At 51.7% G+C, this 22129-nt stretch carries 19 protein-coding genes and 2 tRNA genes; 7 read left to right on the forward strand and 14 right to left on the reverse strand.

Going from position 1 to position 22129, the window contains the following annotated elements; all coding sequences use genetic code 11:
• Positions 1-3: 3 nt before the first annotated feature.
• From ACH50O_RS10030 to ACH50O_RS10090, 13 genes are all read right to left on the reverse strand, one after another.
• Positions 4-609, reverse strand: coding sequence for a TetR/AcrR family transcriptional regulator (locus ACH50O_RS10030; protein ID WP_446811878.1), 606 nt, complete (start codon positions 607-609; stop codon positions 4-6).
• Positions 610-672: 63 nt separating this feature from the next.
• Entirely contained in the window at positions 673-1233 is a 561-nt protein-coding gene (gene pgsA / locus ACH50O_RS10035; protein WP_446811879.1) for a CDP-diacylglycerol--glycerol-3-phosphate 3-phosphatidyltransferase, read from the reverse strand.
• Complete coding sequence (uvrC, locus tag ACH50O_RS10040; RefSeq protein ID WP_446811880.1) at positions 1223-3052, reverse strand: excinuclease ABC subunit UvrC; 1830 nt, start codon at positions 3050-3052, stop codon at positions 1223-1225. The genes pgsA and uvrC overlap by 11 nt, the downstream gene beginning before the upstream one ends.
• 1 nt (position 3053) lies before the next feature.
• A complete protein-coding gene (locus ACH50O_RS10045) occupies positions 3054-3701 on the reverse strand; it encodes a uracil-DNA glycosylase (protein ID WP_446811881.1) in 648 nt (215 codons plus the stop codon).
• A gap of 131 nt (positions 3702-3832) precedes the next feature.
• A complete protein-coding gene (gene pnp / locus ACH50O_RS10050) occupies positions 3833-5911 on the reverse strand; it encodes a polyribonucleotide nucleotidyltransferase (RefSeq protein WP_446811882.1) in 2079 nt (692 codons plus the stop codon).
• An 84-nt stretch (positions 5912-5995) separates the two neighbouring features.
• Entirely contained in the window at positions 5996-6265 is a 270-nt protein-coding gene (gene rpsO / locus ACH50O_RS10055; protein WP_446811883.1) for a 30S ribosomal protein S15, read from the reverse strand.
• Positions 6266-6374: 109 nt separating this feature from the next.
• A complete protein-coding gene (gene truB / locus ACH50O_RS10060) occupies positions 6375-7292 on the reverse strand; it encodes a tRNA pseudouridine(55) synthase TruB (RefSeq protein WP_446811884.1) in 918 nt (305 codons plus the stop codon).
• Positions 7292-7708 carry a 30S ribosome-binding factor RbfA gene (gene rbfA / locus ACH50O_RS10065; protein ID WP_446811885.1) on the reverse strand — a complete coding sequence of 139 codons (417 nt, stop codon included), beginning with the start codon at positions 7706-7708 and terminating at the stop codon, positions 7292-7294. The genes truB and rbfA overlap by 1 nt, the downstream gene beginning before the upstream one ends.
• A 3-nt stretch (positions 7709-7711) precedes the next feature.
• On the reverse strand, positions 7712-10420 hold the full coding sequence (gene infB / locus ACH50O_RS10070) for a translation initiation factor IF-2 (protein WP_446811886.1): 2709 nt from the start codon (positions 10418-10420) through the stop codon (positions 7712-7714).
• Between the two features lie 14 nt (positions 10421-10434).
• Positions 10435-11946 carry a transcription termination factor NusA gene (gene nusA / locus ACH50O_RS10075; protein ID WP_446811887.1) on the reverse strand — a complete coding sequence of 504 codons (1512 nt, stop codon included), beginning with the start codon at positions 11944-11946 and terminating at the stop codon, positions 10435-10437.
• Complete coding sequence (rimP, locus tag ACH50O_RS10080) at positions 11936-12421, reverse strand: ribosome maturation factor RimP (protein ID WP_446811888.1); 486 nt, start codon at positions 12419-12421, stop codon at positions 11936-11938. The genes nusA and rimP overlap by 11 nt, the downstream gene beginning before the upstream one ends.
• Before the next feature lie 605 nt (positions 12422-13026).
• A tRNA-Phe gene (locus ACH50O_RS10085) sits at positions 13027-13102 on the reverse strand.
• A gap of 25 nt (positions 13103-13127) precedes the next feature.
• A tRNA-Phe gene (locus ACH50O_RS10090) sits at positions 13128-13203 on the reverse strand.
• 196 nt (positions 13204-13399) lie between these two features.
• Here ACH50O_RS10090 and ACH50O_RS10095 point away from each other — a divergent pair.
• Positions 13400-14221, forward strand: coding sequence for an HAD-IIA family hydrolase (locus ACH50O_RS10095; protein WP_446811889.1), 822 nt, complete (start codon positions 13400-13402; stop codon positions 14219-14221).
• Between the two features lie 33 nt (positions 14222-14254).
• A complete protein-coding gene (gene dhaK / locus ACH50O_RS10100; RefSeq protein ID WP_446811890.1) occupies positions 14255-15241 on the forward strand; it encodes a dihydroxyacetone kinase subunit DhaK in 987 nt (328 codons plus the stop codon).
• 69 nt (positions 15242-15310) lie between these two features.
• Here dhaK and dhaL read toward each other — a convergent pair whose 3' ends face one another.
• Entirely contained in the window at positions 15311-15949 is a 639-nt protein-coding gene (dhaL, locus tag ACH50O_RS10105; RefSeq protein WP_446811891.1) for a dihydroxyacetone kinase subunit DhaL, read from the reverse strand.
• Positions 15950-16385: 436 nt separating this feature from the next.
• On the opposite strand from dhaL, the gene ACH50O_RS10110 reads away from it, so the two are divergent.
• The 5 genes from ACH50O_RS10110 to ACH50O_RS10130 all read left to right on the forward strand — a co-directional run bounded on the left by ACH50O_RS10110 (position 16386) and on the right by ACH50O_RS10130 (position 22123).
• A complete protein-coding gene (locus ACH50O_RS10110) occupies positions 16386-17558 on the forward strand; it encodes an acetylornithine transaminase (RefSeq protein WP_446811892.1) in 1173 nt (390 codons plus the stop codon).
• Between the two features lie 6 nt (positions 17559-17564).
• A complete protein-coding gene (gene argF / locus ACH50O_RS10115; RefSeq protein ID WP_446811893.1) occupies positions 17565-18464 on the forward strand; it encodes an ornithine carbamoyltransferase in 900 nt (299 codons plus the stop codon).
• Positions 18465-18513: 49 nt separating this feature from the next.
• Positions 18514-19152 (forward strand): TIGR04211 family SH3 domain-containing protein, encoded by a 639-nt coding sequence (locus ACH50O_RS10120; protein ID WP_446811894.1) that lies wholly within the window; start codon positions 18514-18516, stop codon positions 19150-19152.
• A 98-nt stretch (positions 19153-19250) separates the two neighbouring features.
• Positions 19251-21110, forward strand: coding sequence for a dihydroxy-acid dehydratase (ilvD, locus tag ACH50O_RS10125; RefSeq protein WP_446811895.1), 1860 nt, complete (start codon positions 19251-19253; stop codon positions 21108-21110).
• 113 nt (positions 21111-21223) lie between these two features.
• Positions 21224-22123, forward strand: a complete 900-nt coding sequence (locus tag ACH50O_RS10130; protein WP_446811896.1) for a GIY-YIG nuclease family protein — start codon at positions 21224-21226, stop codon at positions 22121-22123.
• Positions 22124-22129: the final 6 nt, after the last annotated feature.

Below are 22129 nucleotides of genomic sequence, written 5' to 3' on the forward strand. Positions count from 1 at the left end.
AAATTATTTTTTGACGATACAGCCCCATGCCGTCAACCAGGCTTGAGCCTGATAGCTTTCCGCCGTTTTTGGCAAATTGCCGCCCAACACCATGCCTAACGTGTGGTTGATGATGCCGAAGAAATAAGTGTAGGCCAATAATGGATCTATAGCTTTCATTTCACCGTCTTTGACACCGTTTTGAAAAATCCGCTTTATTTTAATAAACGCCGCACTTTCCAATAGCGGCTTGGGTTCCGCCAAAAACTCCTCACTTTTGACAAAAAGTAAAAACTGGACAATTTCCGGGGCGTCATCGGTTAATTTGAATAGCAAGTCGACGATTTCTCGCAACTGCTCTGCCGCTTTTCGATTCCTGCGGCGAATATCGTCAATGGAGATACTCAGACTATCCAGAATATTCTCATGCAGCGTTTGTGCTATCGCTTGCTTGGTTTTGAAAAATTGGTTAATGCCGTTACCGGTTGTTATACCCGCGGCTTCTTTAATATCAGTTAATGAAGTATTGAAATACCCTTTCTTCGCAAATAGTTTTAACGCTGCCTGCAACACTTCATCCTGACTGACGGTTTTGATCTCTGTATTTTCTAGTTCTAATTCTTGTTCCATGCTCTTATATACAGCTTTACCTGCTGTTTACTCTCTGTTGTGGCAGTATCGATACTGCTTTTATTATTCGTTGATGGTGGAGAACGCCGCGATAAGATAATTAACCATAGACCACAAGGTCAATATCGCCGACAAGTATAACAACCAGTAACCCATAACATTGATAGGTAGGCCTAATAAATCGTCCCGATAAAGCAACAAGCTGACAGCTGTCATCTGCGCCGTGGTTTTCCATTTCCCCAATTGCGACACCTTGACCTTGGCGCGCTGACCGATCTCCGCCATCCATTCCCTTAACGAGGCGATTGCGATTTCCCGGCCGATAATGATTGCGGAGGGAATAGCCAAATATGGATTACCCTGCGCTTGCACTACCAATACCAAGACAAAAGCAACCATTAATTTATCGGCCACCGGATCCAGAAACGCTCCGAATGCCGTTTGCATATTCATCTTCCTCGCCAGATAACCGTCCAACCAATCGGTAAAACCGGCGATCAAAAAAATGGCGGTGCAGGCAACATTGGCATAATGCCACGGCAAATAAAACACAATCGCCAACAACGGTATCAGGGCGATGCGTAATAAAGTTAAATAGGTCGGAATGGTGAATCTAATGGCCATCTTGGTGGTGAAATGTATCGTAAATTCGCTGCGCTAATTGTCGGCTAATGCCATCTATGCTGGCTAAAGCATCCACACCCGCGCTGGATACACCCTGTAATCCGCCAAACTGTTTCAGCAAAACCTGTCTTCTTTTCGGCCCCAGCCCGGCAATATCTTCCAATACCGACTGCTTTTTAAGCTTACCGCGTCGTTGCCGGTGCCCGGTAATGGCAAAACGATGCGCTTCATCGCGAATTTGTTGAATCAATAACAACGCGGACGCACCAGGTGTTACATCCAATGGCTGTTGGTTACCCACCAGGATGATTTTCTCCATGCCGGCTTTACGATCAGGCCCCTTGGCGACGCCGACTATCATAACATCGTTTATCTCCAATTCAGCCAAAGCCTTTTCAGCTTCCGCCACTTGACCTTTACCCCCATCGATAAAAAGAATATCCGGCGCCTGATGCTCACCTTGCTTCAGCCTTTTAAATCGTCTGGAAACCGCCTGATATATCGCTGCATAATCGTCGCCGGCGGTAATGCCTTCGATATTAAAGCGCCGGTAGTCGGACTTTACGGACCCTTCTCTATCGAACACCACGCACGACGCCACCGTCTGCTCTCCCTGGGTATGGCTGATATCGAAACACTCCAAGCGACTGGGTGTGGCGGCACAACCCAACTCTTGCTGCAGACTAATAAAGCGCCCTTGCAATCCCTGCTTATCGGCTAATCGAGCTCCCAAGGCGTTTTCGGCATTGGTCATCGCCATTTGTAGCCATTTCATCCGTTCACCGCGGACGTTATTAACTATCGCTACCGCATGCTTGGCCTGCTGGCCGAGCACCTCCGCCACTAAAGCCGATTCGGGCAACGCATGGCTGACGATCAACTCGTGCGGCACCGTTTTATCCAGATAATATTGCGCGATAAACGCTTGTAGAATCTCAGCAACTTGATTTTCATCGTCAACTTTCGGGAAAAACTGCCGATTGCCCAAATGCTGACCGTTGCGGATAAAAAACACCTGCACGCAGGCCATGCCCACATTTGCCGCGCACGCCAAGATATCGACATCGCCTTTTTCGCCTTCGACGCAATGCTTTTCCAGCACGGCACGCAATCGGCCAATTTGGTCCCGATAAAACGCAGCCTGCTCAAACTCCAATTGCGCAGCCGCAGCCTCCATCTTGCCGACCAAACGGTCTATTAACAAGCCGCCCTGACCTTCCAAAAACAAAATTGTGTTTTCCACATCGCTGGCATAGTCTTCCTTGGACACCAAGCCGACACAAGGCGCGGTACAACGCTCTATCTGGTGCTGCAAACAAGGCCTGGAGCGGGCGCTGTAATAGGAGTCTTCGCATTGGCGCACCGGAAAAATTTTCTGCAACAATTTCAAAGTTTCCTTCACCGCACTGGCACTGGGATAAGGCCCAAAATATTTGCCGCGCCGCTTCTTCGCGCCGCGATGGTAGGCTAGTTGCGGAAATTCGTGAAAACTGGAAATAAAAACGTAAGGATAGGATTTATCGTCGCGCAAACTAATGTTGTAACGCGGTTTGTGACGCTTAATTTGCTGACTTTCCAGCAGTAGCGCTTCGCCTTCCGTATGTGTCACCGTGATTTCTATCCCGGCGACCTTGGCTACCATGGCCTGTTGCTTGGGCGACGCGCCCTGACTCCGGAAATAACTGGAGACCCGGTTCTTCAGGTTTTTGGCCTTGCCGATATAAATAATCTCGCCCTTATCGTCCAGCATCTTGTATATGCCGGGACGCTGGGTCAAGGTCTTTAAAAACGCTTTGGCGTCAAAGCTGACTTGCTCCATCTCAGTCACATGTTGCCAACAAAGTTTGAATGGTGGCAAATACCGCCGATAACATTTCCATGTTCAAGCGCTTGGTTTGCACGTTATAGCGACTGCAATGATAAGAACTGACCAAAGTATTGCCGTCCGGCAAGCCGAAGCTTACATGATGAGCGAATTTAGCTGCATTGCTTTTTAAACCGTACGCGCGCAATACGGCCTGATGAGCGATATTGCCCAACGCCAAAATAACCGAGCGCGGCGGCAGCGTTTTTATCTCGGCGGCCAGATAAGGATTACACTGCTTGATCTCGTCACCGGTCGGTTTGTTTTGCGGCGGCAGACATTTGACGGCGTTGGTTATCCGACAGTTGCTAAGCCTTAACCCGTCGGCCAAATCGGTAGAGTGCAGTTGATTGCTGTAACCGAAATCATACAAGGCCTGATACAACAACAGACCCGCATAATCGCCGGTAAACGGTCTGCCTGTCGCATTAGCGCCATGCATGCCGGGCGCCAATCCGACGATCAAGAGCCGTGCGTCGGCATCGCCGAACGGCGCCACCGGTTGGGCATGATAAACCGGATACTTGCTCTTCACATCGCAGAGAAATTCCGCAAGTCGTGAGCATTGTTTACAGTCTTGATTGAAGTAGTTTGCGATCGACATTTTTTGGCAATAAAGGCTAACGGGCAATTGATGGTTGGCTCGGCTTGTGTATTTTATCTTTCCACTTTAGCCTGAGCTATGTCCATAAAAAAGGGCCTTACGGCCCTTTCTATTTCGCAGTCTTATGCTTTTTACTCGCTATCGACTTCTTTCATACTCAAGCGCACCCGGCCTTGACGGTCGATTTCCAGCACTTTGACTTTTACCACATCGCCTTCCGACAGTTTGTCGCTGACTTTTTCCACACGCTCGTCGGAGATTTGCGAAATATGCACCAACCCATCTTTGCCCGGCAAAATGGTCACGAACGCACCGAAGTCCATCAGACGCACGACTTTACCTTCGTAGGTTTTACCCACTTCAACTTCGGCGGTGATTTCTTCGATCATGCGTCTGGCTTCTTCGCCGGCCGCTCTGTCGACAGAGGCAACGTTAACCACGCCGTCATCGGTCAAATCGATGCTGGCACCGGTTTGTTCGGTAATGGCGCGAATGGTGACGCCGCCTTTACCGATCACTTCGCGGATTTTAGCCGGATCGATTTTGAAAGTGATGATGCGCGGCGCGAAGTCGGACATTTCGGAGCGGGTGCTGGACAAGGCTTTGTTCATCTCCCCCAAAATGTGCAGACGGCCTTGTTTAGCTTGTTCCAGCGCGACTTTCATGATTTCGGCAGTGATGCCATCGATCTTGATGTCCATTTGCAGCGCAGTCACGCCGTTTTCGGAACCGGCCACTTTAAAGTCCATGTCGCCCAAGTGATCTTCGTCACCCAGGATGTCGGACAATACCGCGAATTTATCGCCTTCCTTGATCAGACCCATCGCAATACCGGCAACCGGGGCTTTGATCGGCACCCCGGCGTCCATCAAGGCCAAGCTGCTGCCGCAGACCGAAGCCATGGAGCTGGAACCGTTGGACTCGGTGATTTCCGAGACTACACGGATCACGTAAGGAAACTCCGCCATGTTAGGCAATACTGCCGCCACACCGCGTTTCGCTAAGCGACCGTGACCGATTTCCCGACGTTTCGGCGAACCGACAAAGCCAGTTTCACCGACACTATACGGAGGGAAGTTGTAATGCAGCATGAACGGATCTTTGTACTCACCAGACAACGCATCGATGATTTGCGCATCGCGTTCAGTACCCAGGGTCGCTACTACCAAGGCTTGAGTTTCGCCGCGGGTAAACAACGCAGAACCGTGAGTTCTGGGCAGCACACCGGTTCTAACGGTGATCGGTCTGACGGTGGTCAGATCGCGGCCGTCGATACGTTTACGATCATTAAGAATCGCACCACGCACCACGTCGTATTCCAAATGTTCGATGACGTTACGGATGTCTTTTTCGTTATACAGGCCATCGGCAGTCAGTTTTTCAACTACCGCGCTTCTGATTGCGCTCAGCGTGTCTTGTCTAACCAGTTTTTCCGCAACCTGATAAGCCGCTTTGATGCTTTGTTCGGCTTCGGCGGCTACCGCCGCTTTTAATTCGGTGTTAGTTTCCGCTGGCGTCCAGGCGACAGCTGGCGTGCCAACTGCAGCGGCAAATTCATTGATAGCATTGATGGCCACTTGCATTTGCTCGTGACCGAACAATACTGCGCCCAACATGACTTCTTCAGACAACAAATCCGCTTCGGATTCAACCATCAATACCGCATGCTGAGTACCGGCAACTACCAATTGCAGTTGCGATTCTTTCAGCGCGGGTTTGTCTGGATTTAATAAATAGGCGCCGTCTTTATATCCGACGCAAGCCGCGCCCAACGGGCCGTTGAAAGGCAAGCCGGATACGGCCAACGCGGCGGAAGCACCCAGCAAGGCTGGAATTTCGGTATCCACTTCCGGGTTCAACGACACTACCGTGGCGATGATTTGTACTTCGTTGGTGAATCCTTCCGGAAACAGCGGACGAATCGGTCTGTCGATCAGGCGGGAAATCAGGGTTTCTGTTTCGCTGGGACGGCCTTCGCGTTTGAAAAAACCACCGGGGATTTTACCGGCCGCAAAGGCTTTTTCCTGATAGTTAACGGTGAGCGGGAAAAAATCGCCACCGCTAGCTTCTTTTTTACCGACCACTGTCACCAGCAGCGAGGTGCCTTCGACATCGATCATTACCGCGCCGTTGGCTTGGCGGGCAATTTCACCGGTGGATAAGGTGACGAGACGATCGCCGTACTGAAATTCTTTCCTGATAGGATTCACTATAAGGTTCCTTTGTTTAAAGGTTATGCTAAAAATTTGCCTTAAAGCAGAAACGGCGCCCGATGCGCCGTTTCCAGTTTTGTGCTACTTACGGATACCCAAGCGTTCGATCAACGAACGATAACGGGCCACATCTGTGTTTTTCAGGTAATCCAGCAATTTACGGCGTTGGTTTACCATGCGCAACAAGCCGCGGCGCGAATGATTGTCTTTTTTGTGAGCAGCGAAATGCGGAGTCAATTGGTTGATATTGGCGGTCAACAAAGCAACCTGTACTTCGGTTGAGCCAGTGTCGCTGTCCGACAAACGGTATTCTTCAACGACTGCTTTCTTTTGTTCTGCGGTTAATGACATTCTTAATCCCTATCGATTAATTTTGATTAAATAAAGGCCATCGTGTGATGACCGTGTAGCCGCATTTCCACAATAGGGTGTAGAAACTTTGCGGTATTTTCCTGGATAATCAAGTTAATTGGCTATCCAAATGAAACAGTTTTTTCGGCGCTAGTTTACCATCCATTAGGATTTCCCCCAACCCCAAAAAGGCCTGCGGCGAGTATATTCTGACCTGGCCGGCCATACCCCCGCTAAAGGCTATGCGTTGCCCTTGCTTGATCTTTTCAGCCTGCTCCGAGGATAAGGACACGTCCGGTATATTTTTAAGAGGCATATCCAGCGGGATCAAGGTATTCTGCAATTGCGCGAAGTCCATGCCCTGCAAGTGCTGCAAGGTATGAGCCTGATCCAACCCGAACATGCCGGCCCTGGTTCTGCGTAGCGCGGTTACCGTACCGCAACTGCCTAGCCAATGCCCAATATCTTCCGCCAGCGATCGAATGTAAGTACCTTTAGAGCAAAATACATCCAAACTCAATTGCCCGGCCCCAACATCGACATGCAATAACTGCACTTCATAAATTGTAATGGCTCTGGGCTGCCTATCGACGGTTTTGCCTTCCCTAGCCAATTCATACAATTTCTTGCCTTGATGCTTAAGCGCCGAATACATCGGCGGCACCTGCTCGATCGGCCCGGTGAAATGCTGCAAACAAGCCTGTAAGCGTTCGTCATCCAGCAACGGCACCGGCATTTCGGCAACAATTTTACCTTCGCTATCGCCGGTGTCGGTCATTACACCCAGTTGCATCGTCACCTGATAACGTTTATCGTCATCCAGCATTAACGCCGATACTTTAGTGGCCTCGCCAAAACACAAGGGTAGCAAACCGGTCGCCAACGGATCCAGCGCCCCGGTATGCCCCGCCTTGTTGGCATTGAACAACCGTCTGACTTCCTGCAAGGCCTGATTGGACGATGCGCCTAATCGCTTGTCGAGCAGCACAATGCCATGCACATCGCGCCCGGACTTACGTTTTGCCATTAATCGTCCTGTTGCGGTTTATCGGCACCTGCTTCCGGCGCCGAACTAGCTTCCGCCGCTTCGTCGTGATGCAAATCGCCAAGCAATTCGGCAACGCGCATACCGGTATCGAAGGAATGATCATAGTAAAAATGCAACTCGGAGATATGCCGCAAACGCATACGTCTGGCCAGCTCATGCCGGATAAACGGCGATATCTCGTTCAATACCTTCACATTCGCACGCTTAGCGGCATCGTCCTGGGCATCCAACACCGTCACGTAAATCTTGGCAACCGCCAGATCCTTGGACAACTCAACGTCGTTGATGGTGACAAAACCCAAGCGGCTGTCGTCGACATCACGTTGCAGTATCGACGCCAACTCTTTCTGCATTTCCGACGCCACCCGCTGACTGCGGCCGAACTCTCTTGCCATGACTTAAATTTCCCGTCTGACTTCGATACGCTCGAAGACTTCGATCTGATCGCCGTTTTGCACATCGTTGTAGTTTTTCACGCCGATACCGCATTCCATGCCCATTTTCACTTCATTAACATCGTCTTTGAAGCGGCGCAAGGATTCCAGCTGACCTTCGTAAATCACCACATTGTTGCGCAGAACTCGGATCGGCAGATTGCGCTTGACGAAACCGTCGATAACCATGCAACCGGCAACCGCGCCGAATTTCGGCGAACGGAATACATCCCGCACTTCGGCCAGACCGACGATTTTTTCCTGGATCTCCGGTGCCAACATACCACTGATAGCCCGCTTCACTTCGTCGATCGCTTCGTAGATGATGCTGTAATAATGCAAATCGATGTCTTTTTCTTCGATCAATTTGCGGGCTACCGCATCGGCACGGACATTGAAACCGATCAGAATCGCGCTGGACGCCAATGCCAAGTTGGCATCGCCTTCGTTAATACCGCCGACACCGCCGAAGATGCATTTAACTTGTACTTCTTCGGTAGACAAGCCGACCAAGGATTCGCGCAAGGCTTCCAAACTACCTTGAACATCGGTTTTGATAACGACGTTGAGCGTGGAAGTTTCACCGGCGGACATCCGCGAGAACACGTCATCCAGTTTAGAGGCGTGCTGCGCGGCGTGACGATTGGAGCGCTTGCGGTCTTCCCGGTGAGCAGCCAGTTCACGAGCGACACGTTCGTTTTGTACGACGAGGAATTCATCGCCAGCGTCCGGGGTACCGGACAAACCGAGAATTTCCACCGGCATACTGGGGCCGGCCGATTTGATTGCGTGTGCATTTTCGTCGAACATCGCCCGAATCCGGCCATACTCGTGCCCGCAAAGGACAAATTCACCTTTGCTCAAAGTACCTTTCTGAATCAATATAGTGGCTACCGCACCGCGGCCTCTATCCAGACGAGATTCGATACAAATACCGGAAGCAATACCATCGACCGGCGCTTTCAATTCCAAAATCTCGGCTTGTACGATCAACGCCTCGATCAATTCGTCGATACCGGTACCAACCTTGGCCGATACCTTAAGGAATTGCACATCTCCGCCCCACTCTTCCGGCACCACATTTAGCGTAGCCAATTCCTGCATCACTCTATCCGGATTCGCTTCCGGTTTATCGATTTTATTCAACGCAACTATAATGGGTACATTAGCGGCACGAGCATGATCGATTGCTTCCTTGGTTTGCGGCATTACGCCGTCGTCGGCCGCAACTACTACGATGACGATGTCGGTCACTTCCGCGCCACGCGCCCGCATCGCGGTAAACGCCGCATGGCCCGGAGTATCCAGGAAGGTAACCGCGCCATGGTCGGTTTTGACCTGGTAAGCACCGATATGCTGAGTAATCCCGCCCGCTTCGCCGGCAGCCACCCTAGTTTTGCGGATGTAATCCAGCAAGGAGGTTTTACCGTGGTCGACGTGACCCATGATGGTAACGATAGGCGCTCTCAGTTGAACTTTACGTTCGTCGCTTTCGCCTTGTACTTCGGCCAGCATTTCCTGTTCGAAGTCGTCCTCGCTCTGCATGATGGCTTTGTGGCCCATTTCCTCGACCAAGATCACCGCCGTTTCCTGATCGATGGTTTGATTGATCGTGGACATGATGCCCAGCTTCATCAAATGCTTGATAACTTCGGCGGCCTTGACGTTCATCTTTTGCGCCAAATCAGAAACCACGATGGTCTCGGGAATGGTCACATCGTAAACAGTCGGCGCGACCGGCTTTTCGAATTTATGCCGAGCCTGATTGATATCGATCTCAAATTCCGGCTTCTCGCGACGGGAAGGCGCTTTGCCTTTTTTGCCTTTGGCGCCGCGCCGCGCTGCATCGCCGCCGCCACCGATATCACCGTCAGTCGCCGGACCACGGGTAGGTTTAAATTCGGCTTTTTTCTTGTGCAGCGTGGTTTGCTGTTGTTTGGCTTCGGCTTTCTGTTTGACTTTTTCAGCGGTTCTTTGTACTGCGGCTTCCAGTCTTTCCTTCTTTTCTTTCTCCAAACGCTGTTCTTCGGTTAATTCCGGCGCAGGGACTGCAACAGGAGCCTCAACCTTGACAACCGTTTCCGGCCGAACTTCCGCAACCGCTTGCGGCTTTTCGACTTCCGATTGCTCGACAACTACTGCTGCCGACGGCAGCTCCGCGGGGATTGATTGCGTTGCTTCGCTGGCATTATCGCCATCTTGACCGGCCACAGCCTGTTCCTGGACAACCGGGGCAGGCTTCTGCTCGTGCAAATGCTTGCGCTTTTCCTCTTCGATAACCTGCTGCCGTTTTTGCTCTTCCAAGGCTTGCTTGGCTAACTCGGCCTGCTTCGTTTCATCGCTGACATGCGCGTCACTACGCTTAATGTAAGTCTTCTGCTTCCGCACCTCAACACTGACTGTTTTCACTGCGGTACCCGGCGGTGTGGACTGTTTTAATTCGGTTTTGGTACTGCGCTTCAAGGTGATGCGCTTGGGTGCGGCGGCTTCCTGATCGGCGTCCGACTTACCGTGACGTTTACGCAAATGCGCGAGTAATTTAACTTTCTCGTCATCATCGATCACATCGTCCGGCGCGCTGGCGGTTAAACCGGCTTCCTTCAATTGTTCCAAAAAACGATCCAAAGGGATGCCAACAACCTCTGCCAATTCCTGTACTGTTTTATCACTCATAGTATCCTCCTGCCTCAGCCCTTATCCTCTGCGAACCAAGATTCGCGGGCTTTCATGATTAGTTTACCAGCACGCTCCTCGGTCATACCGGTAAATTCGATAATGTCGTCTATCGCCTGCTCTGCCAGATCATCCAAGGTCACGATGCCCTTGGTCGCCATCTGATGCGCCAATTCTTCGTCCATCCCTTCCATAGCGAGCAACTCCTCGCTCGGCTCCGCGGTTTCGATTTTTTCTTCGGAAGCAATCGCACTGATCAACAATGCGTCTTTAGCGCGGCTGCGCAAAGCTTCCACCAACTCCTCGTCGAAACCTTCGATTTCCAACATTTCATCGACCGGGATATAAGCGATTTCTTCGATATTATTCAAACCTACATCCACCAAAATACCGGCAATTTCTTCATCGACATCCAACAGCTCCATGAACTGCTGCTTGGATTTGGCGGCCGCTTCGTCGTGATTTTTATCCACTTGCGCGGCATCTTGAATATTCAATTCCCAACCGGTCAGCTCGGTGGCCAGACGCACGTTTTGACCGCCGCGGCCTATGGCTTGCGACAAACTGTCGGTCGCAACCGCGACATCCATGCTGTGCTTGTCCTCATCCACCACGATGGATTGAATTTCCGCCGGCGACATCGCATTGATGACGAATTGGGCATCGTTACCATTCCATAGAATAATATCAACGCGTTCACCGGCCAATTCGTTGGAAATAGCCTGCACCCTGGACCCGCGCATACCTACGCAAGCACCCACCGGATCCAAACGCGGGTCATTGGCTCGGACGGCGATTTTCGCCCTGGAGCCAGGATCACGGGCCGCGGCCAAAATATCGATCAAACCTTCGCCGACTTCCGGCACTTCCAGACGGAACAGTGCAATCAACAACTCCGGCGCGGTGCGGCTAACAAATAATTGCGGACCGCGCGGTTCGGAACGCACGGCTTTCAGGTAACCGCGCACGCGATCGCCCATCCGCACCGGCTCTTTCGGAATCATATCTTCGCGAGCAATATAGGCCTCAACATGACCGCCCAGATCCAGATAAACGCTGCCCTTCTCCAAACGTTTCACTACGCCGGTAACCAATTCGCCGACGCGGTCTTGATAAGCTTCGACAATTTTCTTACGCTCGGCTTCTCGCACTTTTTGGATGATCACTTGCTTGGCTGTTTGCGCGGCAATCCGGCAAAAATCGACCGACTCGATTTCTTCTTCGACATAATCGCCGACCTCAATATTGGGATCGTCGATTTGCGCCGCTTCCAACAATATCTGCCAGCCAGGGTGCTCGACGTCCCCATTAATTTCCGGATTGGCATCTACCACCTGCCAGCGCCGGTAAGTTAAATAATCGCCGGTTTGACGGTTAATGGCCACCCTAGCCTTGATCGGATTTTCGTAACGCTTGACAGTCGCAGCTTCCAATGCGGACTCAATGGCCTGAAAGATAATTTCCTTGTCTATTTCTTTTTCATTAGCAAAAACGTCTGCTACTAATAAAATTTCTTTATTTGCCACTGCGACCTCCTTTATTGAGTAAGTAATCCGGCACCAAACGTGCCTTGCTCATTGCCTGAAACGGAACGCTTAACAGCTGTTCACCATCCTGCAGCAGAACAGTCTCGCCTTCGACGGCCTTGATCTGTCCGGTAATTTTGCGACGCTTATCGATAGGCTTGAACAGGCTCACCAGCACGGTACTACCCAAAAAGCGTTGAAACTGACTAAGTTTGAAAAACGGCCTATCCGCGCCGGGCGAGGATACTTCCAACTGATATTCCCCCTGGATCGGATCTTCAACATCCAGCGCACCGCTAAGCTGATGACTAACCTTGGTGCAGTCGTCCAGCAAAATACCGTTTTCACTGTCGATATAGATGCGCAACATGCCGTGTGTCGGATGCGGGTTATATTCGATACCCACGCATTCGTAGCCAAGACCTTCCACAATTGGCTCGATCAAATCCACCAAATGTTCAGGAGCCTGTTTCATTAACGCCTCGCCTTTTCAAACCCAAAAAAAAAGAGCCGCAGGCTCTTCCATAAACAACCAAAAACCCATGGGCATTACGTTTTCGAAAGCCCACAAAACAAAAAACCCCAAATAGGGGCTTTATTTATTAAAACCACGCTGGTAGCCAGCGTCCAGGATTTAATGCAGCTTAGACAGACTTTCAATCTTGAAGCCGCGCGATCCTGGAAAAATTTCCCGCCAGAACATCTTCCGACAGAAAATAAAAACCGAATTGTAACGGAATTCCCTACAAATGTAAACGAACATTACCAGACAGCTCGACAATCTGGATTAAGAAAACGAAACGCATTAAACAGCTTAACCCGTCTTCCTCGGATAACAAGCCCAAAGTGTCGCGTATTCTGGAAGCAATCACAGAAGCCGGCTTTCGGCAGTCACACCATTTCAACCGCCTGAACAAAATTACGTCAAGGACGGATCGGATATGAATTTTGTCGGGAACAATGTACCGGACTTGGCTCTCGAGACCAGGAGACACAATTGATCGAACGCTCGGCACTGTGTAACACAGAACTTGAAAATTTTTAGCCGAACCGGCTGATTATCGCCATTAGCTGTTCGCATGGTGCCCAGGGACAGAATCGAACTGTCGACACGAGGATTTTCAGTCCTCTGCTCTACCGACTGAGCTACCTGGGCGGCGATCTAAGCGAAAAAGAAAACATGGTGCCCAGGGACAGAATCGAACTGTCGACACGAGGATTTTCAGTCCTCTGCTCTACCGACTGAGCTACCTGGGCGTCAAGAGCCGCACATTAAACTAGGTTATACACGAATAGTCAAGGAAAATACCTTTAGCGGCGCCTCGCTGGACAGTAAGCGACGATTTGTGCAATTCTTGCGCAGCGCAGAATATCTGCATTTCAACTATGAAACATCTGACACCAGCAGTACACACGTCTATTTTTCAAATCGCCCATATACCCGAGACCCTTTATGCAAGCTTTTACCGACATCCGCGCCCTGATCATCGATATGGATGGTGTACTGTGGCACGGCGACCAAGCTCAAGCCGGCCTGGTTGATTTTTTTCAAGCTTTGCGCGACCTAAAGCTGCCGTTCATTCTGGCCACCAATAACGCCAGCCTGACAGCGGAACAATATGTCGGCAAGCTGGCGAAAATGGGTGTATCGGTCGAGTTGAACGAGATTCTGACTTCAGGCATGGCCACCGCGCTGTATCTATCCGAACGCTACGATCCACAGATGACGCGCGTATTTGTCATAGGCGGCATCGGCGCCCGACAGCCGCTGTTGGATATGGGCTTTAAGCTTACCGGGCTCTACGAGACCGAACCCGACCAGCGCGCGCACTTGGTGGTGTGCGGTATGGACCGGGAGCTGAGCTGGGACAAACTGGCGACCGCCACCCTGAATCTGCGGGCGGGCGCGCATTTTATCGGCACTAATGGCGACCTTTCTCTACCGACCGAACGCGGTGAAACACATGGCAACGGCGCTATTTTGGCAGGCTTGACTGCTTCCACCGGCATTAAGCCGATGATTATCGGCAAACCGGAGCCTATTATTTACCGGCAAGCATTGAGCCTGTTGAATGTTGACCCGGCCTATACTGTCGCCATCGGCGACCGGCTGGACACCGATATTCTCGGCGCGGTGCGCACAGGCATCCGCAGTTTGATGGTACTTAGCGGCGTATCCACCGAAAAAGACGTCGCGGCGGCCGATTTCGGACCGACCTGGGTCGTGCCGGACATCCGCGACATTACCGCCATATTGCGTACTAACACTCTTTAATTTCGGTCCACGCCAACACAGCGGAGGCAAATCATGAAAAAATTTATCGACAGCCCGGACACCTTATTGCAAACCAGTCTGCAAGGCTTTGCCAAGGCCCATGCCAACATCGTGCAATTCAACCCGGAACCGCGTTTCGTTTATCGAAACACTCGCAAAACCGGCAAGGTAGCGCTGATTTCCGGTGGCGGCTCCGGCCACGAGCCCTTACACAGCGGCTTTGTCGGTGTCGGCATGTTAGATGCCGCTTGTCCCGGCCAAGTATTTACCTCCCCGACGCCGGACCAGATGTTGGCGGCGGCGCACGCCGTGGATGGCGACGCAGGTGTACTGTTTATCGTGAAAAATTATGCCGGCGATGTGATGAATTTTGAAATGGCCGGCGAAATGCTGGATTTACCTAACACCAGCGTTTTAATCAACGACGACATTTCCCTGCCCAAAACCCACAGCATCGGCCGGCGCGGAGTGGCAGGCACCACTATCGTCGAGAAAATTGTCGGCGCAGCCGCGGAGAAAGGCGCGGATTTAGCGGCTTGCAAAACACTAGGCGAACGCGTCAATCAAGCTACCGCCTCGCTAGGCGTAGCCTTAAGTAGCTGCACGGTGCCGGCGCTAGGCCATCCGACTTTCGCCATCGCTGACGACGAAATCGAAATGGGCGTCGGCATCCATGGCGAACGTGGCCGCGAAACCGCGAAACTGGTGAGCGCCAGCGAAATTGTCAAGCAATTGGCCGGACATATTCTCGACGAATTAAGACCGGCGGCCGGCCAAGCCGCGTTACTACATGTCAACGGTTTCGGCGCCACTCCCTTAATCGAATTACATTTGATTTACGAGCTGGCCTGGCAATATTTCAGCCAGCGCGGTGTGAAAGTCCAGCGTTCATTGGTCGGCAATTTCACCACCTCATTGGACATGGCCGGTTGCTCACTGACCCTGACGCTGCTGGATGAAGAAATGCTGACTTTGTGGGATGCACCGGTAAATACCGCCGCGCTGCGCTGGGGCTGTTAAAGAAAAAATAAAGCCCCAGAAATTTGAATTGGCGCCCGGAGAAAACCGTAACCGACCGGTCCGGAACGCCTAATTACCGGACTTTTTCAACACCCCGGCTATCGCCGCGATCATCAATTGCGCCGTCTTGGCGCCGGCATCGATATGGCCTTTACTGCGCTCCCCCAGAAACGAAGCCCGGCCTTTGGTAGCCAGCATCTCGCGAGTAGCCTCCACTCCATCCGCCGCCACGGCGCAAAGCCTATCCAAAACCTCCGCCAGCGGTTTGTCGGCGGCAGCCTCATCCCGCAAGGCCAACCCCACTGGCACCAGCACATCCAGCATCGTCTTTTCGCCGACATCGGCTTTTCCGCGCTGCTTGACGGCCTCCACCGCCAGCAAAAATACGTCGGCAAACCCGGCTAAATCCACAACCCTATCTTTACCGTTTTTCGCCAACGCTATAAACAATGTGGCGTACAAGGAGCCGGAAGCACCGCCGACAGCGGCCATTACCGTCATACCGATTTTTTGCCATGCCGCGACCCAGTCTAACTGTGCGATCTCGCCGGCATGTTCGCGCAAGGCTTGCAACCCGCGCTGCAAATTAAACACGTGGTCACCATCTCCTATTGCTTGATCCAGCTCGGTGACTTCCTCGGCATGCGCTTCAATATTGTCGAGGAGCGCCTGAATCAATTCCGGAAATATTAAAGGGGTCAATGACACGCTACCTCCTGCGTAACTGTAAAATCAAACGGCAGCATAGCTAAATGGCAAGACCGGTGTCCAGCGTAGAGACTGACAAAAGCAGGTCACCAGCAGAAACGCCGAATCCACCGTACTATCCAAGCCGACTTAGGGCGATCTCTAAAAGTCGCTATTAAAACCCAACTTCCGGAATACATGCCTCTGAAATTTCAACGACCTAACAACCCTATCCGCTATGCCGACGACGGCGACTACCGCCGCTGACTAAAACCTTTACAACAAAATCAGCACTTTTGACATTGATCCGCACCTCCCAAACGGCACTTTTCAGCGATAAAAACGGCCGGGTTTCCATGAAAAACTATTTATTGCTTATATCGGTTGGAAAAAATATAATCGCGCGCTTTTTTCGAGCGAATAGCGTTTTTTAAAACACTTTCAGAGCCTTATTAAAATGCCCAATCACATCATGCCTACTTATGCCCGCCAGTCGGTCACTTTTGCACGCGGCGAAGGCGCGTGGCTGTGGGATATCGATGGCCGCCGCTATCTCGACTCGGTTGCAGGCATCGCGGTTTGCAACCTCGGCCACGCCCATCGGGCCGTGCATGAGGCCTTATGCCGGCAAAGCAAAACCTTGCTGCACACCTCCAATCTATATGGCGTGGCGTTGCAGTCGCAATTAGCGGATCGACTGATCGAACTGAGCGGCATGGACAATGTGTTTTTCAGTAACTCCGGTGCGGAAGCCAACGAAGCGGCTATAAAAATCGCCCGCAAATACGGCCACCAACAAGGCATAGAACACCCCGTGGTATTAACCATGGAAAAAAGCTTCCATGGCCGTACCATGGGCACCCTGAGCGCAACTGGCAATAGCAAGATCAAGCAGGGTTTCGCCCCGCTGCTGGCAGGATTTGTCCATGCGCCCTACAACGACATTGCGTCCATTGAAGCCGCCGTCGCCGCCGATAAAAACATCGTTGCAATCCTGGTCGAACCCGTACAGGGCGAAGGAGGCGTGAATATCCCGGCGGCGGATTATTTGAATCAAATTCGCGAGCTATGCGACCGGCATAATTTACTGATGATGCTGGACGAAATTCAAACTGGCGTCGGCCGAACCGGGCGCTTCCTTGCCCATCAACATAACGGCATCCTGCCGGATGTATGTACGATGGCCAAAGCTTTAGGCAATGGCGTGCCGATCGGCGCCTGCCTGGCACGCGGCAAAGCGGCGGACGTATTGCAAGCCGGCAATCACGGTTCGACGTTTGGCGGCAACCCGCTGGCATGTAGTGCGGCTTTGGCGGTATTGGAAACGTTAACATCCGGCACATTGATTACCGATGCACAGGCCAAGGGCGAACGGATTTGCGATCAGTTTAAAAAAGCGCTGGCCGACAACCCGCATATTGTCGATATTCGCCACAAAGGCTTGATGATCGGCATTGAATTGGATCGCCCTTGCGGCGAATTGGTCGGCAAAGCCCTGGCACAAGGCTTGTTGATCAACGTCACCGCCGATAGCACTATTCGTTTATTGCCGCCGTTGATTATCGACGACGCGCAAATAGCCATGCTGACCGAGACATTGTCGGCGCTCATTCAGGAATTTAGCAGGTAGCTCGCCATGCAACCCAAACATTTCATCAGCCTGCTGGATTTGTCCAGCGCAGAACTACACACTCTGATCCAACGGGCAATTCAGCTCAAGAACCATCGCGATCCGGATTATCAACCTTTCAAAGGCAAAGTGCTGGCGATGATTTTCGAAAAATCATCCACCCGCACCCGCATTTCTTTCGAAGCCGGCATGGCCCAATTCGGCGGTAGCGCACTCTTTCTATCGCCCCGCGACACCCAACTTGGCCGCGGCGAACCTTTGGAAGATAGCGCCAAAGTTATTTCCAGCATGGTGGATTGCATCATGTTGCGTACCAATAATCATGACACGGTCACCACCTTTGCCAAACATTCACGGGTGCCTGTGATCAACGGCCTGACCGACTTATTGCATCCCTGCCAGCTACTGGCGGACATGCAAACCTATTTCGAATTTCGCGGCGACATTGCCGGCAAAACCGTGACCTGGATCGGCGACGGCAACAATATGTGCCATTCCTATATCAACGCCGCCCGCCAATTCGACTTTAAGTTGAACATCGCCTGCCCTATCGATTACCGCCCGCAACAAAGCATCGTCGATGCCGCCGGGCATAGGGTGGCGTTTTTCAATACGCCCGAGCAAGCCGCTCAGCAAGCCGATTTGGTGGTGACCGACGTCTGGGCTAGCATGGGTCAGGAAGAAGAGCAGAAAAAGCGCGAATCCGTGTTTAAGGATTTTCAGGTCAACGCCAAAACCATGGCTGCCGCTAAATCCGACGCGCTGTTCATGCATTGCCTGCCGGCCCACCGGGGCGAGGAAGTCACTGCCGAGGTCATCGACGGTCCGCAAAGCGTGATATTTCCGGAAGCCGAGAACCGGCTGCACGCTCAGAAAGCGCTATTGGAATTTCTCATCTGCCGATAATTTCGCTAGAATCGCCGCTTTCTTATTAAGCCGAACAAAGAGTGATACTGTGAAAAAGTCTTTTGCCTACATTTTTGCCTGTCTGCTGATTAGCCCGCTGGCCACGGCCAGAACCGCTTATGTAACGGACAAGGTCGAGGTGCCATTACGCAGCGGCGAAAGCGAGCGCACCAAGATCGTCAAAATGTTGGAAAACGGCATTCCTGTCAGCGTTTTGCAAGAAAGCACCGAAAACGGCTACACCTATATTCAAACCAATAACGGTGCGGAGGGCTTCATTCTTAGCCGTTACTTGACAGGCGAGCCCAGCGCCCGTACCCAACTGGAAGCGGCCGCCAAAAAACTGGAAGTGCTGCAAGAAGAAAACAAACTGTTGAAGTCCGCGCAAGCCACCGGCCAGGAAGCCGGCAAAGAGCGTGACCGCCTCAGCACCGAACTCAGCGAATTACAGCAAACCGCTGCCAATGCGATACAACTCAAACAACAACGCGACCAATTGCAGGAGCGCGTGATCGCCGTCGAACGCGAATTACAACAACTGAAGCGCGAAAACCAGGCTTTGACCGACAGCAGCAACCAGGACTGGTTTTTATACGGCGGCGGCTTGGCCTTATTCGGCGTATTATTGGGATTTATTCTGCCCAAACTTAGTTGGCGCCGCCGTTCCAGCGGCTGGGACAGTTTTTAATTTTTAGCGGATTTAACCGCCGGCTTGCCCCGCGGTTGATGACATCCTTTCCACTGCGGCAGTTTTAGTGCCGCTTTTTGCTTTCAGTTGGAATTACCATGCCCGCATATCGTTCTCATACCACCACTCAAGGCCGCAACATGGCGGGCGCGCGCGCGTTATGGCGCGCGACAGGCATGAAAGACGGCGACTTCGACAAACCCATTATCGCGATTGCCAACTCCTTCACGCAGTTCGTGCCCGGCCATGTGCATTTAAAAGATCTGGGCCAGCTGGTGGCGCGCGAAATCGAGCAAGCCGGCGGCGTGGCGAAAGAATTCAACACCATTGCGGTCGACGACGGCATTGCGATGGGCCACGACGGCATGCTGTATAGCTTGCCCAGCCGCGATTTGATCGCCGACAGCGTCGAGTATATGGTTAATGCGCATTGCGCCGATGCACTGGTCTGTATCTCCAATTGCGACAAAATCACCCCCGGCATGTTGATGGCGGCGATGCGTATCAATATCCCGGTGATCTTTGTCTCCGGCGGGCCGATGGAGGCCGGTAAAGTCAGCTTGGCCAATCCGCAAAGCCACACGATCGAAATCAAAAAACTGGACTTGATCGACGCGATGGTAATGGCGGCTGACAGCAAAGTGTCCGACAGCGATTTGGCGGAAGTCGAACGCTCCGCCTGCCCGACCTGCGGTTCCTGTTCCGGCATGTTCACCGCCAATTCCATGAACTGCCTGACCGAAGCCTTAGGTCTATCCTTACCCGGTAACGGTACGGTGGTCGCCACTCATGCCGACCGGGAGCTGTTGTTCAAACAAGCCGGGCGGCGTATCGTCGAATTGGCCAAACAGTATTACGAGCAGGACGACGAATCTGTACTCCCGCGCTCCGTCGGCTTTAAAGCGTTCGAAAACGCCATTGCGCTGGATATTGCGATGGGCGGCTCAACCAACACAATATTGCATCTACTCGCTATCGCCCAAGAGGCCGGCATCGATTTCACGATGGCGGATATCGACCGCATGTCCAAACTAGTGCCGCAGTTATGCAAAGTGGCACCCAACACCAATAAATACCATATTGAAGACGTGCACCGCGCGGGCGGCATCATGGCGATTCTGGCTGAGCTTAACAAGGCCGGTAAATTACATGCCGATGTCCCCACCGTGCATGCCAAAACTCTGGGCGATGCCTTGGCGCAATGGGATATTGCCGCTAATCCGAGCGAAACGGTAAAAAACTTTTATCTGGCAGGGCCTGCCGGCATTCCGTCCCAAATAGCCTTTAGTCAAAACACGCGCTGGCCCAGCCTGGACCTGGATCGTGCCGAAGGTTGTATTCGTTCTTTTGAGCACGCCTTCAGCAAAGAGGGCGGTCTGGCGGTACTGTATGGCAATATCGCGCTGGATGGCTGCGTCGTTAAAAGTGCCGGTGTAGACGACAGCCTGCTGGTGTTTGAAGGCAATGCACATGTAGTCGAGTCGCAAGACGAAGCGGTGGAAAATATCCTCAGCAATAAAGTCATAGCCGGCGACGTGGTAGTCGTGCGCTACGAAGGCCCCAAAGGCGGGCCCGGCATGCAGGAAATGCTCTATCCGACCAGCTACATCAAGTCCAAGGGCTTGGGCAAAGCCTGCGCCCTATTAACCGACGGCCGTTTTTCCGGCGGCACTTCCGGTTTATCCATCGGCCATTGTTCGCCGGAGGCCGCCGCGGGCGGTGCCATCGGTCTGGTGCGCAACGGCGACCGTATTCGAATTGATATTCCAAACCGCACCATCAATGTATTGCTATCCGACGAGGAACTGGGCCAACGCCGCGTGGAGCAGGACCAGCTAGGCTGGAAACCGGTCAAGCCGCGTGCCCGCAAAGTTTCGGTGGCACTGAAAGCCTATGCCATGTTTGCTACATCCGCCGACAGGGGCGCGGTGCGGGATTTGTCAAAGCTTGAGGATTAATACGCGGGGACCCTGGATGCGTACTAGAAAATAGAGCATTTAAAGCTAAGTAACGGATATTTCGGATTTACAATGCCATCTAGTAATACCAAACTTATATTGAGATATGAACCATGGCAATTGGTAAATCTATCCGAGTCTATTTAGCTGATGGCACAGTTACAGGAATTAGATATGCAGAGTTAGTAAACTGGACAGGGCATGCAATTGCGTGCCCTCGCAACAGATTAAGCGAACTAACAAATTGGCATGAAGCAGCAAAACCAGGAGTGTATTTTCTTTTTGAAAGTCGCTTTGTTGACTCAAAACCAGTTGCTTATATTGGTGAGTCAGAGAACGTCTCACAACGGCTCACTTCACATGACAGAAACAAGGATTTTTGGAATGAAGTCGTTATCTTTACTAGCAAGGATGAAAACCTTACTAAGGCCCACATAAAGTACTTGGAGTCTACTTTAACCTGCTTATCGAAAAAAGCAGACAGATACCAGTTAGAAAATGGAAATGCCCCCCCTGAATCAAGCCTTCCTCGTGCTGATCGGGACGCCATGCAAGAATTCGGTGAAAATATTCGAATGGTATTGGGAATACTAGGCTATCCCGTCCTTGAACCAATCTTAAAATCTCTTTCTAACCCCGAACCAAACACTCCAATCGATAATAATAACGGTATTATCGACCCTCTGCGGGAACTTGTTTTTACGGTCAATCAGTTAATAGCCTATGGTGCATTTACCGATGAAGGTTTTGTACTTAAAAGAGGCTCGCAACTTTCCAAAACAAACACCCATAGCATGCCAGGTAAACTTGCAACTATCAAAGCACGCTTGATCAAAGAAGGTGCACTTGTAGAACAGGGCGATATTCTCGTATCCAGTGAGAACATCTTATTAAGTTCTTCAACCTATGCAGCTGCAATTGTGGCCGGCACATCGAGAAGCGGTCCTCAAAGCTGGAAAACAGTCAACGGACAAACCATTAAACAAATTGAAGATGCATCCTTATCCTCATAGGGTAAA

It is taken from the genome of Methylomonas sp. 2BW1-5-20, from assembly GCF_052474515.1.

Bases quoted from the DNA above. Each gene is read 5' to 3' on its own strand.
- ACH50O_RS10030 (WP_446811878.1), bottom strand. From the start codon at position 609: ATGGAACAAGAATTAGAACTAGAAAATACAGAGATCAAAACCGTCAGT.
- pgsA (WP_446811879.1), bottom strand. From the start codon at position 1,233: ATGGCCATTAGATTCACCATTCCGACCTATTTAACTTTATTACGCATC.
- uvrC (WP_446811880.1), bottom strand. From the start codon at position 3,052: ATGGAGCAAGTCAGCTTTGACGCCAAAGCGTTTTTAAAGACCTTGACC.
- ACH50O_RS10045 (WP_446811881.1), bottom strand. From the start codon at position 3,701: ATGTCGATCGCAAACTACTTCAATCAAGACTGTAAACAATGCTCACGA.
- rpsO (WP_446811883.1), bottom strand. From the start codon at position 6,265: ATGTCATTAACCGCAGAACAAAAGAAAGCAGTCGTTGAAGAATACCGT.
- truB (WP_446811884.1), bottom strand. From the start codon at position 7,292: ATGGCAAAACGTAAGTCCGGGCGCGATGTGCATGGCATTGTGCTGCTC.
- rbfA (WP_446811885.1), bottom strand. From the start codon at position 7,708: ATGGCAAGAGAGTTCGGCCGCAGTCAGCGGGTGGCGTCGGAAATGCAG.
- infB (WP_446811886.1), bottom strand. From the start codon at position 10,420: ATGAGTGATAAAACAGTACAGGAATTGGCAGAGGTTGTTGGCATCCCT.
- rimP (WP_446811888.1), bottom strand. From the start codon at position 12,421: ATGAAACAGGCTCCTGAACATTTGGTGGATTTGATCGAGCCAATTGTG.
- ACH50O_RS10095 (WP_446811889.1), top strand. From the start codon at position 13,400: ATGCAAGCTTTTACCGACATCCGCGCCCTGATCATCGATATGGATGGT.
- dhaK (WP_446811890.1), top strand. From the start codon at position 14,255: ATGAAAAAATTTATCGACAGCCCGGACACCTTATTGCAAACCAGTCTG.
- ACH50O_RS10110 (WP_446811892.1), top strand. From the start codon at position 16,386: ATGCCCAATCACATCATGCCTACTTATGCCCGCCAGTCGGTCACTTTT.
- argF (WP_446811893.1), top strand. From the start codon at position 17,565: ATGCAACCCAAACATTTCATCAGCCTGCTGGATTTGTCCAGCGCAGAA.
- ilvD (WP_446811895.1), top strand. From the start codon at position 19,251: ATGCCCGCATATCGTTCTCATACCACCACTCAAGGCCGCAACATGGCG.
- ACH50O_RS10130 (WP_446811896.1), top strand. From the start codon at position 21,224: ATGGCAATTGGTAAATCTATCCGAGTCTATTTAGCTGATGGCACAGTT.